Genomic DNA, 15,213 nt, shown 5'->3' with positions numbered 1-15,213 from the left:
TATTTTAATAAACGTATGACAACAGATAAAAAAACCGCCATTATTATCGGGGCAGGAATCTCAGGATTAGCCACAGGCTGTTATTTACAGATGAATGGTTATCAAACCCGAATTTTTGAAATGCACGATCTACCTGGGGGGTGCTGTACAACATGGGATATTAAAGATTATCGCTGTGATTATTGCATCGGTTGGATGGCAGGTTGTGGCGATGAAAGTGAAAAATTTACTCAAATTTGGCGTGAATTAGGCGCGTTGCAAAATCAAAAAATTCAACATTTTGATTTATTTAATAGTGTCGTTTGTGATGAGGGTACGCGGGTTAATTTTTATGTTGACCCCGATCGCTTGCAACAGCATTTATTGGCTATTTCGCCGATTGATGAAAAGCCTATTGCCGAGTTTTGTGCCGCATTAAAAAAGTTTATGAAGTTTGTCGATGTTTATGCCTATATGGTTTTAAAACCTGATGGGTTATTGTCGTTACTTGAAAAGATTCAACAAACCTGGAAATTGTTACCCTTCATAAAACTTTTTATGCGTACAGGGGGAACGAAAATGGCTGATTTTGCGGATGAATTTCAATCACCGGTTATTCGTCAAGCGATGAAATATATTTTGTATTTAAGTCATGATACCCTTCCAATGCTACCTTTTATTACCAATATTGCTTTTTCAGGTCGTAAAGTGGCAGGCTGTCCTGAAATAGGCTCATTAGGCATTTCAGAGTTAATTGCTCAGCGTTATCAAGAGTTAGGCGGGGAAATTGTTTATGAACAAAAAATTTCAAAAATTTTGGTGACAGATAATCAAGCGGTCGGTATATCGAATTCAAATAATGAGTTTTTTCATGCGGATCATATTGTTTCAACCATGGATGGCTATCAAACACTGAAACATTTACTGGATGATCGTTATACCTCGCCTGTTTTTGAAGCGCTTTACGAAAAAGCGGTTAATGATCCGGAAGGTATTGTTTTTGAAGGAATCATGTCAATGTTTATTGGCGTTGATATTGATTTAAGTGATGAGATACATTGTACAACCTATTTTTTTAATGATGAGGAAGTCGCTGCTCTACCAGGGATTATAGATAATAGTTTTTCAATTCAAGTTCGGAGTAACATGTTTAAAGGGCTTGCACCTAAAGGAAAGTCATTAGTTTTTATGACCTGCTTATGTGACTATAAATTTTGGGAAAATCTGGATAGAATAGATAATGACCCGAAGTCTCTTAAAACCCATGTGGCTCGAAAGAGAAGTCGGGCTTATAAGGATGCAAAGAAAAAAAGTCGCGGAGATTTTTACCCAACGGTTTAATCTACTATTCCCTGAAAGTGTTGATAAAATTGAAATGACTAATGTTTCTACACCTTTAACGGTTACGCGATATATTGGCTCAATGGGGGGGTCATTATTAGGCTGGATACCTTTTTCTGATGCGGTTGAACCTCTTGAAGCGGAAGTGAAAAAATCAGGGCCTGTTTTACCAGGACTTAAGAATTTTTATATGGCAGGTCAATGGATTCACGGGGGGGGGGGGTTAATTACAACTGCATCATCAGGTCGTTGTGCGGCACAATATATTTGTTATGATGATGATAAAAAGTTTACTGCAACAGAACCTTGATAGAGAGAGTAACAATGTCATCATCACATTCCATATCCTTACCAACTAAACTATTTTTCGGTATCGGACAAATTTCAGAAGGTATGTTTACGCTTTCTTTCAGCCTTTTTGTACTTTTTTTTTACACTCAATTATTAGGTATACCCGGTTATTACACAGGAATTGCTTTATTTATCGCCTTAATTTTTGATGCGTTTAGCGATATTTGGGTAGGCACTCTTTCCGACCAATGGCATTCTCAATGGGGGCGGCGGCACCCTTTTATGCTGTTTTCAGCCGTACCGCTTGCTATTGCTTTTTATTGTTTATTTTCACCGCCCGACTTTTTGGTGGGTTCAGATTTTTTTTTAGCGATATGGTTAACTTTTTTTTGCCATATTAACCCGATTAGCGATGACTTTTTTTCAAGTCCCTTATTTGTCGTTAGGGGCTGAACTGAGTAATGATACCAGTGAGCGAACACAGTTAGTGAGTTTTCGTTATGTTTTTTCTAATATTGGGATACTCATTATTTTAATCTTAGGGTTTCAACTGTTTTTTAGTCCAACCCTTGAATTTCCTGATGGACAAATGAATCCTGCGGCCTATTCACCGTTTGCCTTTTTTATTGGCGTATTTATGATGGTGAGTATTCTTATTTCAGTTTGGGGAACAAGAAATGAAATTGCTTATTTAAAGTCGGTTCCATCCCCTGTTAAAAGGTCGGCCTCTATTCAAGAAATTTTTAAGTGTAATTTTTATAAATTAAACGTTGCTTTAGAAAACCATTCTTTTCGCTGGTTAGTACTGAGCCTTATTATTTCTTATGTCATGATCGGCATTATGAATAATCTTAGTTTTTTTATGATGAGTTTTTTTTGGGAATTAACGGCGTCTGAAATAGGAATTGTATCCAGCATTATCTTTTTAGGTATTTTTTCAGGTGTTTTTCTTACCGCTCGCATTCATCAAGTTTTGGAAAAAAAAGAAACGGTTCTTTATGGTCTTGTTATTTGGGTTATATTTTTAATTTTACCAACAGGATTACGCTTACTGGGTTGGTTTCCAAACAATGGAACGGATGAAGTAATTTGGTTATTAATGTACTTTCGATTTTTTGAAGGATTATTTTTAGTACAAATTGCGGTTAGTTTTGGTTCTATGTTAGCCGATATTGCGGACGAACATGCATTGACGACGAAAAAACATGAAGAGGGACTTTTTTTGGTGCGAGTTCTTTTGCAAGTAAATGTTCTGATGGATTAGGAACATTGGCAGCGGGTATTATCCTTGATATGATTCATTTCCCAAGTGGTGAAAATGTAAAAGTAACCGATATTGATGTAAGTACGGTCTTTCAACTGGGATTTTTTTATAGTTTTTTTATTATTATCTTTACGATTGCTTCCTATTGGTGTTGTAGTCATTATGATTTAACCCATGAAAGACATGCCATGATATTAAAACAATTAGCGGATAAAAATTTTAACGGAAATATTAAATAAACATAAGCTTGAATAACACTTAATAGCATTCGCTATAATTAAATAACTATAAATATAAACACAGTATGTCAAGTTACAAAAATATAGATCATGAATCCGCAGAATTTATACTCGAAGCCGAACTCGGTGTCGATCACTCTAATCGAATTACACCGCAAAATCCACGACCTGGTGATGCCGTTACCCTACATATTACCGTTGGAGCAAAAGTATTAGCAGATTCAGTTTATGTTGTATATTCAACCGATGGCGATCCTATTATTGAAACGACTAAAAATAAAGAAAGTTTTTATAGCTGCATCAAAGGAACACTTATTGATGCGAAATTGTCGGATGTAAGCTGGAATGCGGATGCGTGGGGGTATTTGCATCACTTTGAAGCCACATTACCCGCTTTTCCTGATGGCACACGGGTTTCTTATTTTATTTTTGCATGGTCTGAAACCGAACAAAAAGTTTATTTTGCCGATAGTTCAGCCAGTAATAATCATGATAATGTTGAAAGTATGTTCAATGAACGCTCTTCTGAAGGAAAAGGCTTAGAGCATTATGAACGGCACACCGTAACAGAAATGGGAAGGGCGACTCGATTCGTTTATCAAGTTGATAATACAACCACCCCTGAATGGGCGCATGGGGCTATATTTTATCAAGTTTTTTTAGATCGTTTTCATCCAGGGCCTAATCAATCTTTTGCAGAATATGGGGAAGGTAAAGCCTTATCTTTTGCGGATATACTCGGAGGAACGTTAGCAGGATTACGGTATAAGTTATCCTATTTATATGATCTTGGGGTTACCGCATTGTGGTTGTCCCCTTGTTATCCGAGTAATACGCATCATGGTTATGATGTCATTGATTATCGTGCGGTTAATTCACGTTTAGGCACGATGGAGGAGATGAAAGCCTTAGTCTCTGAAGTTCATGCACTGGGAATGCACATTATTTTAGATTTTGTTCCCAATCATGTTTCTAACGAACAAGAGTATTTTCAATCGGCGATTAGTGATGAAAATAGTCCTTATCGTGATTGGTTTCATTTTATTAATTGGCCTGATCATTATGAGGCTTTTTTTGCAGAGCCGACCTTACCTAAAATAAATACTAACTCGCCTGCTGCACGTGAGTACTTGATAGAGAGTGCGCGTTTTTGGTTAGATGATGTCGGTATTGATGGTTTCCGTATGGATCATGCACAAGGTGTCACTACAACATTTTGGAGTGATTATCGAACCTTAATTAAAAGTACCTCACCTAATGCGTTAACGATTGGTGAAATCACTGAAACCTCTCCCTTTTTATCACAATATCAAGGGCGTTTAGATGGGGTATTGGATTTTATTTGGGTACATGAGGCGCGAAACTTTTTTATTTTCAATTCAATTGATGCCCCAAGTTTTGAACATTTTTTAACAGGACATGATTTATTTTTTCCCGATAAAGATTTTTTATTACCGACTTTTCTGGATAATCATGATATGAACCGTTTTTTGTGGACGGCTAAAGGGGATATTCGTCGCTTGAAATTAGCCGCCCTTTGTCAATTTACGCAAAAAGCCCCTCCCATTATTTATTATGGTACAGAAGTTGGCTTATCTCAAGAATGGGATGTTCATCAGGGGGATGTTGATGTTCACGAGGCATCACGTATGCCTATGATATGGGGTGATGAGCAAGATAAGGATTTACATTCATTTTATCGACGCTTAATTCATTTTCGTCGGGAGTATCCTGCTAGTTATAAAGGGGAGAGAATTTCTTTATTAGTGGCCTCAAAAGGGTTGTTAGTTTATGGTCGTCAGTATGAAAATGAAACCGTTATAACCGCTCTTAATAACAGTGATTTAACGCATACGGTAACGGTTTCATTAAAAAAATTAATGCAACCTATTTTAGCTGATTTTAAAAATATAGAGGCTGAAGAGGTCGTTATTGAGGATCAAAAAATCACCTTAACTTTATTGGCACGAGAAGGTGAGTTATTGGTTAGTCAATCTAACGCGTCAACATAAGGCCGTATTATTTAAAAAAATTCAAATATGGGTATATCGGCGACACTATTTAAATTGGGATTTAACGCTAAAAAAATCATCTTATGACTTGAATTTAGGTAGGCGGTAATGTTTGGTTACTCCCTCCTTTATTTTAGCAAAAAACAGAGGTCACCTTATTTTGAATAAACAGCTACTTTTTATTATTCTTTTTTTATACCTTCCTTTTTCTTTGGCCTCAGAAAAACCGTTAATTCGTCTAGGTGTCTTAGCATTTGGTACCGTAAATTGGGAACTAACGGCTTTAACCGATGAAGGGGGGTTAGAAACCGCCGAATTTAATTTACAAATTCAAAAATTAGCCAATCCACAAGCAGGGAAAATTGCCCTCCAGTCAGGTGCGGTTGATATGATTGTTTCTGATTGGATTTGGGTTTCACTTCTACGTACACGGGGTGAAGATTTCACCTTTTACCCTTATTCTTCCACGTCAGGGGCTTTGATGGTCTCGGCCGATAGTGGGATTAAAAATTTAAGGGATTTAAGCAATAAAAAACTGGGTATTGCGGGGGGCGAGTTAGATAAAAATTGGTTATTATTACAAGCGAGTGCGCAGCAACAATCATTGGATATTAATAATCAGGTCACTAAAATTTATGCCGCGCCGCCGTTATTAAATCAGCAATTATTAAATTCTCGTGTGGATGCCATTATCACCTATTGGCATTTTGCAGCCCGACTTGAAGCCGAGGGTTATCAGCAATTATTAGATGGTAAAATGGTGTTGAAAAGCTTAGGTATTCATGAAATAGTGCCTAGCTTAGGGTATGTTTTTAGAGAAAGTTGGGGCAATCAGCATAAAAAAGCGGTTAATAGTTTTTTAAAATTAACGGCTATGGCCAAAGCCAAACTGTGTACAGAGGATAGCGCGTGGAAAAAAATTATTCCACTGACTAAAACTAAGGATACTCATACGCAAATTAAATTACGTCAACGTTATTGTGCGGGGCAAATTGAACACTGGGGGGCGGCTGAAAAGCAAGCGGCTGAAAAAATTTATCAATTATTCCGTAAATTAAGTCATAATAAATTAACGGGTGATTCTGAAAATTTACAAACAGGAACTTTTTGGGCATTGTAATTTAGAGGTCATTCTTTAAATTCAACTCCTTTATAACGGAATGCGATTGTTTTCAAAAAATTTAACACACTATTTTCCACTTTTATCCTTAATTATTTTTTTAGCACTGTGGCAAGGATTTGCCGTTTATATTAATGATAATACCTTGCCGCCGCCTTGGACGGTGGCTCATGTTTTAGGCGATCAAATTATCTCGGGTGAACTTCCTTATCATTTAGGCATTACGTTACTGCGTCTGGTGGCTAGCTTTTTAATTTCGATGTTATTGGGTTGTGCGATTGGAATTATTTTGGGACGAAATCAACCGCTTGATGCTTTTTTTGATAACTGGTTGGTTATTTTTTTAAATATTCCTGCCTTAGTGACGATTATTCTGTGTTATGTCTGGTTTGGGTTGGTTGAATCGGCGGCTATTTTTGCGGTCGTCATCAATAAGTTGCCGAATGTGGTGGTGACTATTCGTGAGGGAACACGGGCTTTAAATCAAGAGTTATTGGAAATGGCCCACTGTTATCGGCTAAGTAAACGTAAGATTTTGTTTCATGTGATTTGGCCGCAATTACACCCTTTTATTATGACCGCAACCCGTTCGGGTTTGGCTTTGATTTGGAAAATTATTTTAGTCGTTGAATTATTAGGGCGCAGTAATGGGATGGGGTATCAATTACATATTTATTTTCAACTTTTTGATGTGGCGAGTATTCTGGCTTATACCGTTGCTTTTGTTACGGTGATTCAATTAATTGAACTCCTTATTCTTAAACCCCTAGATCGACATGCGAAGCGGTGGCGACGATGACAGATATCGTAATTGATATAAAACATAAGACCTATCAAGCGAAAGCGAAGACCTCGGCGTATACGGCGATTAAAGATCTTAATTTAGTCTTGAAAAGTCATGAGTTTGTTTGTTTAGTCGGGCCTTCGGGCTGTGGTAAAACGACCTTACTCAATACGATTTCAGGGTTAGATACGGATTTTGAAGGCGAAATTTTAATTGGGGAGTCGCATCAGTCGCCTAACATTGGCTATGTGTTTCAAAACCCCCGTTTACTGCCTTGGCGTACCGTGCGTGAGAATATTGAATTAGTGTTGACGGGGGAGGATCATAAAGCGGTGATTGATCGTTTATTAGAAATTATGCAACTAAAGCATTTAGAGCATGTCTATCCTGAACAGTTGTCATTAGGAATGAGCCGCCGCATTGCTATTATTCGCGCGTTTGCTATTAATCCCGATATTTTATTAATGGATGAGCCGTTTGTTTCTTTAGATGCGCCTAGTGCGCGACAGGTTAGGCGCTTATTAATGACCTTATGGCAACAACGTCCCCATACGATACTTTTTGTCACTCATGATTTACGTGAGGCGATTATCTTAGCGGATAAATTAGTTTTTTTATCGGTTTCACCCATGAAAGTTGTCAGTGAAATCACCGTTCCTATTGCAAGGGACGCGCGTGATAATGAATTACGGGTTGAAGAATTTAGGCAAAAATTAATCAACGACCATGCTGAAATTAGATCGTTATTATGATTAATTAACTCTAATCGGTGTGTTTACGCAGGAATGTTTTTCTCTTAATTTAATCATCTTTTTATTTATGCTTACATTACATATTACGCTTGCCTTTACGTCCCTATTTAGTTTTATTGTTCGTGTCATTCTGTTGGCGATAAAGTCCTCTTTACTTCAACATAAGTTTTTTAAAATAGTCCCCCATATTATTGATACTGTTTTACTGTTGACAGGGCTTACCTTAGTCATACAAGGACAATGGTTAAGTGGTGAATACAGTTGGATAGCGGTTAAGCTTATTGCCTTATTCGTTTATATCGGTTTAGGGGTTATGGTCATGCGAGGTAAAGGTCTTAAACAAGGGATCGCCTTTATTATTGCGCTAACCTGTTATGGTTATATTGTGGCGGTTGCCGTGACTAAACAAGGTTTTTTAGGCTTATTATAAACGAAAATCTTGGTTGTCAATTTTCTGTTGCAACCAATTCAAAACGTCTTTACTGTGGTTAAATCGTTGTTCTTGAAGGTTAAGGTCAGCCGATAAGGTGATCACATTCCAACGTTGTAAGTGCGCTTTCAATTGATAGCTGTGGTTAACATTAAAATAATAATGCGCTTGTAGCCATTCATAATCGTCTAAAATCGCAGGATTCAAATTGGTGGCTAATGCTTGCAATGACTGAATACTTGTTGTCATTGTTTCAATAACCGTTAACATCCATGCACTGACTTTTTTTGCATTAATATGTTCAATGCCCGTCGTTTGATTATCGGAGACTACTTTAAATACTTGAATAAGTTCCGTTGTGGTAAAGCGGGCGGCTATTTCATAAAAACCACTGGCTTCCATGTCATATAAGCTCGTTGTTTGATACTGATTCTCAGGCTTAGAGACGGTTATAACGGGTAAACTTAAGCAATCAATTTGAATAATGGATTGGGGATAATAGTTTCTATTATTATCGGCATCACTAATTTTATGAACACTAAAAAGCTGTCCTAAAGCGGCCGTTTGATGGCCTGCAATGCCTGCATTAATCAAGACAGGTTTTTTTACGGATTTAAGCGAGGCTAAGGTATAAGCAACGGCCGCTGCCATAGCTATTTTTCCTGAGCCTGTCACTGTTAAACTAAGGTGTTCACTTGAGTAAATCGTAAACAAATGATGGCTGGCGTCTTTTTTTAATTTAAACTGGCTAATAAAGGCTTTGGCTTCACAGGGAAGCGCGGTAAAAATAAAACAATTAATCATAAGGCGTTACGTTGATGACGGATTAAGTCAATAAGTTGGATTTTAATTCGGTTTATTTCAACGTTATGCTTGTCATTGTTATGAATAATTAAAATCGTTTTTGATGCGTTTAAGGGCTGATAATGAATGGCTTGTTGCTCTAATACCGCAACATCCGCCTCTGAGGGGTCATCGGCTCTCAAAAAACGTTGGGCTACACGTTGACGTAAACAAGTCATAGAGACCTGTAGGTCGATAATAACAAAAGGAATCGCCAATTTTTGGGCCAATTGTTGTTGTTTTTCTAGCGATTTAGGGTGTAAAAAAGTCGCATCGACCACCACAGACTGCCCCGACCTTAGCACGGATTCTGCTTTCGTTAATAAGGCTTTATAGGTTTTATAGCTCATTTGTGGGGTATAAATACCTGCCCCTAAATCCGATTTAGTGCGTGTTAAAGGCGCGTAACCTGCAAGCTGTTTGCGAATAATATCGGAATTAAAATGAGTCGCAGAAAATAGTTTAGCTAATTGAGCGGCTAAATACGACTTACCACTTCCACTTAACCCACGCATAATGAGTAAGCAAGGTGAGGTTTTTTTAATCATGGTTATGGGTTTACGTTGGATTTTTCCATTTGATATTAACCTTAAAACTTGCCTTACTTTCGACGGAAGAAAAAACAACGCCCGCTTTCCCATTAAAACTAATGGCAAATTCTAAACTAATTTCATCAGGGGTATTAATATCTTTTAGTGAGCTTATTAAGGATTTACCTATAGGCGCAATACTTTTAATGGCATCATCAAAACTACGAGGCGCGGTGATAATATCGCTTTCTTCTGGACCACGTCGACTGCCCCCTCGACTAACCTGTTTCGGTGTTTGCGTTTGAACCTCGCTTTCTTCAAGCTGCATAAACGCAGACTCACCATTATCCAACTTGAATTCAATCATATTTGTCATCGCGCGTTATCCTAAAATGATGCGTAATAATGATAATAAGGCGGCGAGAGCTAAAAATAGAAAGCTCAGTTTAACACTCCAAACTGCCGTAATTTTAGACGCTTCATTTTTTACATAATCTTCAATAACCACTTGTAAACCTAAAGCCGCATGGTAGAAGGCGCTAATAATAAAGCTAACGGCCAATAAGCTATTAAGCGGTTCACTGAGCCACGTGACCATTTGAGTATGATTAACATCACCCAGTTGTTTGAAAAAGGCCACCACCCAAAAGGTTAAAGGGATTAATGCAATGGCGGTAATACGTTGCATCCACCAATGGTTGAGACCTGTTTTAGCCGACCCTAAGCCTAAAATAGTTGCTAATGGAGTTTTGTAATTCATCACCCTCTCCTAAATAAAAATTAATGCAAAAAAAGTTAATATCACGGACGCAACGAGTTCGATGATGGCATATTTATCCATAGTGTCTTTATCAAACGTTGAACCTACATCCCACATTAAATGGCGAATGCCATGACAAAAATGAAAAAATAGGGCATAAATAAAAAGCGTTAAAATAACCGAAACAAAAGGGTTATTGACTAAATTTTGTAAACTAGTGTAACTTTCAGTCCCTGTTGAAATTGCACAAAAACTGTAAACAAAAAACAGTAAACCAACAGAAAGCACCGTTCCTGTCATTCGGTGGGTAATTGATATAATCCCTGTTAAGGGGAGTTTATAGGCTTGAAGATGAGGCGAAAGAGGTCTGTTTGATGGCTTCATAGGATTACTCATGAGTAATTTAGATAAGTTTAAAAAACAATACGCTCTACACTATAGCAGACAAATACAATTAAATTAAACGTCGTAGGCGTGACTCTCTTAGGCTAAGGGATAAAAATTAAAAAAGGGGACTTAATTTAAACGGCGCAGGGTGAGTCTGATTTTGCCTATACCGCTTAAGTTTTAGAAATAATTAAGATTTTACCCCGATTTTTCGTCATCATCATTAATTTCAGAAATTTCTTTTAGCCGTGAAATAGCTTTAAAATTAATGGTATCTTTAGGGTATTCTCCTTTTTCATCCACATCCCCTGCAATTTCTCCCATTAATAACTCTAAGGTTTCATTCACATTATGAACCACATAAATACCAAATAAATTTTGTTCTACGGCATCAATAACTTCTTGCTTTAACATTAAATTACGTTGATTAGAGGCAGGGATAATAACGCCCTGTTGACCTGTTATTCCTCTTGCAACACATAATCTAAAAAAACCTTCAATTTTTTCATTAACCCCGCCAATAGCTTGTACTTCCCCATATTGATTAATGGAACCTGTGATGGCAAAACTTTGTTTTATTGGGGTTCGAGTCAGGGCTGATATTAAGCAGCACAATTCAGCTAAGGAGGCACTATCACCATCAATATAACCATACGACTGTTCCATGGCGATACTGGCAGAAATGGCTAATGAAAATTGTTGAGCATAACAATGACCTAAGTAGCCTGTTAAAATTAAAACCCCTTTTGAATGAATGGCCTGTCCTAATTCAGCTTCACGTTCTATATCCACAATCCCACGCGAACCAGGATGAACCGTGGTGGTAATTCTAGCGGGTGCGCCAAAAGAACTGCCACCAATTTCTAACACGGTTAAGCCATTGACTTTCCCTATGGCATTTCCTGAGGTATCAATTAAAATAGTCCCCGCTAACATTTCGTTTAAAATTTCGTCAGCGATACGGCTATGGCGATTTTCACGCGCATTTAAAGCCTGTTGAATGTCTTCACGTTCAATTAATTCCGTGGTACTTTGTTCCGATAAAAAACGAGTTTCACTGATGATTTCTAAACAATCATTCACATGGGCGGATAGTTTTTGCTGATTTTCGGCTAAACGGCAACTGTGTTCAATTAAGCGTTCCAATGCGGTATGACTTAATGCTTTCATTCCTAAATCAGTCGCATGGGTTTGCATTAACACCGTAAATTGCTGAATATTTTCATCACTGAGACTAATATCATCATCAAAATCAGCCAGTACCCTAACGATTTCATTAAATTCGCTGTCCATTTCTTCCAGCAAATAATACATATTACGTGAACCAAAAAGAATAATTTTTACATTTAAAGGAATGACTTCAGGTTTTAAAGTAATGGTATTAATACCAAATTCAGAATAAGGGGTTTCAATTTCAATTAACCCTGTTTGTAATGCCCGCTTTAACCCTTCCCAAACAAAAGGGTAGGTTAATACCTCTTCCGCGTCTAAAATTAAATACCCGCCATTAGCACGATGTAAGGAACCTGCACAAATACGCCGATAAGTGGTGACTAAGGTTCCTTGGTCACTGACATATTCAATTCGACCAAATAAATTTTGATAGGTGGGATGCGATTCATAAACCACGGGTGCGCCCGATTTTTCGGCGTAATCAACAATAATATTGGGGACGTATTGTTCCGTTAAAATGAGACGACGCGTGGTTAAATCATTTTCTTCTAAAGTCCGCGAAGGCATTAAGTAATCGGTGATAGTGCTAGTTAAATCGGTTTTAATTTCAGCTAAAAAGCTAATGACATCATCAATGTTTTGATATTTTTTAGTTAACTCGTCTAATAAGGGCGCAACTGCATAGTCGATGGTTTCGTTATCAAGTTGTTTAATTTCCTCGACCATCGCGCGTCGCCATTGAGGAAGCTCTAATAAGGTTTCACTTAAAAACTCTTCAAGTTCAGCAACATATCGATGAAAGGTTTCTCGATCTTCTTGTGGTAAGAGTGCAAACTCATCATCCTCTAATAATTTGTCTTTACGAATGGGTAAAAAGGTAATGCCATCGCCTTCTCGGTATAAGGCTACATTAAGTGTGCGTGATTGTTTATCTACTTTATCAATGGCACGGCTGTATTGTTGATTGAAGCGACGTTCAATCGCACTCTTTTTTTGTTGGTACGTAGGGCTTTCAAAGGCGGCAGGAAAGGTGGCTAATAGGTTATCAATTAGACTTTCAATATCTTTACTAAAAATTTCACCGTAGCCTGCGGGAAACTTAATCGCCACGGGTTCACGGGGTTTCGTAAAATTATCAACATAGGCGTAAGAAATAGGCGTTGGCTGTTGTTCCGCACGTTGATTTAGCGCGCTGGTAATCATGGATAACCGTCCTGTACTCGGTTGTCCCATGACAAAAATATTATAGCCTGGGTTTTTCATGGCTACGCCAAAATTCAAGGCCTCTTGCGCGCGTTGCTGACCTAAAATCCCTTGTTGCTTTGTCTTAATTTTTTTAAAGTTAGTAGAGTTTAAGGCGACGTTTAGTTTTAACGCGCTGGAATCAAGTTTTAGATGAAAGGACATAAAGGTAAGGAAAGTTAATAATTTAATAGAAAGCGTGTTATTTTAGCATTATTCATTCTCAATTAGAGCGATCTTGCGTTTAAAAAATTTAAGGATTACCCATGCTCACTGCCGCAGAGAAATTACGTCAGCTTCTTAATCAGCCTAATATCCTAGTGATGCCAGGCTGTCATGATGCACTTTCAGCTACATTATGTGAACAGGCAGGGTTTGAAACTGCTTTTATGAGTGGTTTTGCGGTTTCAGCCTCCCGCTTAGGTTTGCCTGACACAGGGCTTATTTCTTATGCTGAAATGCAGAATCAAGGACAAAATATTTGTAGCGCGGTATCCATTCCTATTTGGGGCGATGGTGATACAGGTTTTGGGAATGCGATTAATATTAAACGTACGGTTCAGGGGTACGCGCAAGCAGGCTTTGCCTGCATTATGTTAGAAGATCAGCTTGCCCCTAAACGTTGTGGACATACTCAAGGGAAAGCGGTCGTCAGTCGAGATGAGGCGGCAATGCGAATACAGGCCGCTGTGGATGCACGTGATGAAGGCGCCGATATTTTAATTATGGCTAGAACGGATGCCCGAGCAACCGATGGATTAGAGGAGGCCATTGCTCGCGCTCAATTATTTCATCAACTGGGTGCGGATATAAATTTTTTAGAAGCACCTGAAAGCATTGATGAAATGCAACAGTATTGTGATGCTGTTGACGGCCATAAAGTTGCTAATTTAATTGAGCATGGAAAAACCCCGTTGTTATCTACGGAACAGTTAGAAACAATGGGTTATAAAATAGCCGTTTATCCGTTGACCTTATTAAACGTGTCTATTCAGGCCATGCAAGGATCATTAAACGCATTAAAACGAGGCGAATCACCTGCTTCGGTATTAGATTTTGATACGTTAACAACGACAGTTGGTTTTTCGGATTATTATGATAATGAGCGACGTTATCAAACTAAAGCCTAAGTAAAAATGAAGTCACTTGTCGTTTTTTTAATTCAAATTTATCAACGCTATTTATCCCCTTACAAAGGTTTTCGTTGCGCTCATGCGGTTTTAGAGGGCGGCGATTCATGTTCGCAGGCGATTAAATTGAAGGTGTTAAATCAGGGCTGTCTTAAGGGGTTTTATTTTAGCCGCTTACAATTTGAACGCTGTCGAAAGGCGAATAAAACGTTAATAAAACGCCGTCGAATAGATCAGTGTGATTGTTTATCCGATGGTGCGTGTCAATGTATGGAGAATTGTTTTTCTAAAGATACACTGCCTAGTTTTGATAGTGCGTGTGATGTTTGTGCCTGTGATTGTTCTTTTTAACGTCATTTAATAACCTCGATTAATAAGGGATTCTAATCGGCGTTCTCGTGAATAAAGATCATCACGAATTCGTTGGCGTTCACGGTCTAAATCACGAATATCAACACGAATTTGTGAGCGGTCATCATCGGTTAATTTATTATTCAACAAGCTATTTTCTTTATCATATAAATCATCGTCTAGGCCCTCTAAATCTTCTTGGCAACGGTAGACATCATAGGCCGCTTGATTGTAACGCAAAAAAACAGCATGAGTTTCAGGGGGACAAACAGATTGATAACGATGACCCCTCAACCCCATATCAATCGCATTATCAAGCTGACAATAATCTTTTAAGCCGACATCACGTCCTTGGTTATATTGCTCATTGTCGATATGAATACCATAGTCTAAACACGCTTTTTGGTGTTGACCTAAGCGTGTAAAGGTTTTTCCCCTTCGACCATCGCTAAGGCCGAGATCAAACCATGCACCCTGCATACAATCTTCACGGCTCAAGGTTGCACAACCGCTGGTTGATAATAAAGTAACGATTAAAAGAATAGGTTTTAACGGTTTCATGGTGACGAAATAGTAAAATTAACC

At 38.1% G+C, this 15,213-nt stretch carries 19 protein-coding genes; 12 read left to right on the top strand and 7 right to left on the bottom strand.

Features of this window, described 5'->3' with window-relative positions; translation table 11 throughout:
• Positions 1–15 precede the first annotated feature (15 nt).
• The 10 genes from Q9M50_13145 to Q9M50_13100 all read left to right on the top strand — a co-directional run bounded on the left by Q9M50_13145 (position 16) and on the right by Q9M50_13100 (position 8,212).
• Positions 16–1,320 (top strand): NAD(P)/FAD-dependent oxidoreductase, encoded by a 1,305-nt coding sequence (locus Q9M50_13145; GenBank protein MDQ7091558.1) that lies wholly within the window; start codon positions 16–18, stop codon positions 1,318–1,320.
• Positions 1,277–1,630 (top strand): hypothetical protein, encoded by a 354-nt coding sequence (locus Q9M50_13140; protein MDQ7091557.1) that lies wholly within the window; start codon positions 1,277–1,279, stop codon positions 1,628–1,630. Before Q9M50_13145 ends, Q9M50_13140 begins: the two co-directional genes overlap by 44 nt.
• Positions 1,631–1,644: 14 nt before the next feature.
• Entirely contained in the window at positions 1,645–2,064 is a 420-nt protein-coding gene (locus tag Q9M50_13135) for an MFS transporter (protein ID MDQ7091556.1), read from the top strand.
• Positions 2,024–2,875 (top strand): MFS transporter, encoded by an 852-nt coding sequence (locus Q9M50_13130; protein ID MDQ7091555.1) that lies wholly within the window; start codon positions 2,024–2,026, stop codon positions 2,873–2,875. Before Q9M50_13135 ends, Q9M50_13130 begins: the two co-directional genes overlap by 41 nt.
• Before the next feature lie 5 nt (positions 2,876–2,880).
• A complete protein-coding gene (locus tag Q9M50_13125) occupies positions 2,881–3,114 on the top strand; it encodes a hypothetical protein (protein ID MDQ7091554.1) in 234 nt (77 codons plus the stop codon).
• 65 nt (positions 3,115–3,179) lie between these two features.
• A complete protein-coding gene (locus tag Q9M50_13120) occupies positions 3,180–5,126 on the top strand; it encodes an alpha-amylase family glycosyl hydrolase (GenBank protein MDQ7091553.1) in 1,947 nt (648 codons plus the stop codon).
• Between the two features lie 157 nt (positions 5,127–5,283).
• On the top strand, positions 5,284–6,246 hold the full coding sequence (locus Q9M50_13115) for an ABC transporter substrate-binding protein (GenBank protein ID MDQ7091552.1): 963 nt from the start codon (positions 5,284–5,286) through the stop codon (positions 6,244–6,246).
• Positions 6,247–6,286: 40 nt separating this feature from the next.
• Positions 6,287–7,045, top strand: coding sequence for an ABC transporter permease (locus Q9M50_13110; protein MDQ7091551.1), 759 nt, complete (start codon positions 6,287–6,289; stop codon positions 7,043–7,045).
• On the top strand, positions 7,042–7,782 hold the full coding sequence (locus Q9M50_13105) for an ATP-binding cassette domain-containing protein (GenBank protein ID MDQ7091550.1): 741 nt from the start codon (positions 7,042–7,044) through the stop codon (positions 7,780–7,782). Before Q9M50_13110 ends, Q9M50_13105 begins: the two co-directional genes overlap by 4 nt.
• A 67-nt stretch (positions 7,783–7,849) precedes the next feature.
• Positions 7,850–8,212, top strand: coding sequence for a SirB2 family protein (locus Q9M50_13100; GenBank protein MDQ7091549.1), 363 nt, complete (start codon positions 7,850–7,852; stop codon positions 8,210–8,212).
• Here Q9M50_13100 and Q9M50_13095 read toward each other — a convergent pair.
• The 6 genes from Q9M50_13095 to Q9M50_13070 form a co-directional block, all read right to left on the bottom strand.
• Complete coding sequence (locus Q9M50_13095; GenBank protein MDQ7091548.1) at positions 8,207–9,016, bottom strand: hypothetical protein; 810 nt, start codon at positions 9,014–9,016, stop codon at positions 8,207–8,209. The genes Q9M50_13100 and Q9M50_13095 overlap by 6 nt on opposite strands.
• The gene (locus Q9M50_13090) at positions 9,013–9,603 is read right to left on the bottom strand and encodes an AAA family ATPase (protein MDQ7091547.1); all 591 of its coding nucleotides are present in this window, start codon (positions 9,601–9,603) and stop codon (positions 9,013–9,015) included. Before Q9M50_13090 ends, Q9M50_13095 begins: the two co-directional genes overlap by 4 nt.
• A gap of 10 nt (positions 9,604–9,613) precedes the next feature.
• On the bottom strand, positions 9,614–9,961 hold the full coding sequence (locus Q9M50_13085) for a CU044_2847 family protein (protein MDQ7091546.1): 348 nt from the start codon (positions 9,959–9,961) through the stop codon (positions 9,614–9,616).
• Positions 9,962–9,967: 6 nt separating this feature from the next.
• A complete protein-coding gene (gene sdhD, locus Q9M50_13080) occupies positions 9,968–10,345 on the bottom strand; it encodes a succinate dehydrogenase, hydrophobic membrane anchor protein (GenBank protein ID MDQ7091545.1) in 378 nt (125 codons plus the stop codon).
• A gap of 9 nt (positions 10,346–10,354) precedes the next feature.
• Positions 10,355–10,729 (bottom strand): succinate dehydrogenase, cytochrome b556 subunit, encoded by a 375-nt coding sequence (gene sdhC, locus Q9M50_13075; protein ID MDQ7091544.1) that lies wholly within the window; start codon positions 10,727–10,729, stop codon positions 10,355–10,357.
• A gap of 201 nt (positions 10,730–10,930) precedes the next feature.
• Positions 10,931–13,312, bottom strand: a complete 2,382-nt coding sequence (locus Q9M50_13070; protein ID MDQ7091543.1) for an ATP-binding protein — start codon at positions 13,310–13,312, stop codon at positions 10,931–10,933.
• A 101-nt stretch (positions 13,313–13,413) separates the two neighbouring features.
• Between Q9M50_13070 and Q9M50_13065 the strand changes: the two genes are divergently transcribed.
• The gene (locus Q9M50_13065; GenBank protein ID MDQ7091542.1) at positions 13,414–14,277 is read left to right on the top strand and encodes an isocitrate lyase/PEP mutase family protein; all 864 of its coding nucleotides are present in this window, start codon (positions 13,414–13,416) and stop codon (positions 14,275–14,277) included.
• 6 nt (positions 14,278–14,283) lie between these two features.
• Entirely contained in the window at positions 14,284–14,628 is a 345-nt protein-coding gene (yidD, locus tag Q9M50_13060) for a membrane protein insertion efficiency factor YidD (GenBank protein ID MDQ7091541.1), read from the top strand.
• Between the two features lie 6 nt (positions 14,629–14,634).
• Here the strand turns inward: yidD and Q9M50_13055 are convergent, their stop codons facing one another.
• On the bottom strand, positions 14,635–15,189 hold the full coding sequence (locus Q9M50_13055) for a DUF2799 domain-containing protein (GenBank protein MDQ7091540.1): 555 nt from the start codon (positions 15,187–15,189) through the stop codon (positions 14,635–14,637).
• Positions 15,190–15,213 lie beyond the last annotated feature (24 nt).

It is taken from the genome of Methylococcales bacterium, assembly GCA_030949405.1.
In the GTDB taxonomy this organism is placed as follows: Bacteria; Pseudomonadota; Gammaproteobacteria; order Methylococcales; family Methylomonadaceae; genus WTBX01.
Note: the sequence above shows the minus strand (reverse complement) of the source record. Positions and strands in the feature narration are given on the sequence as shown.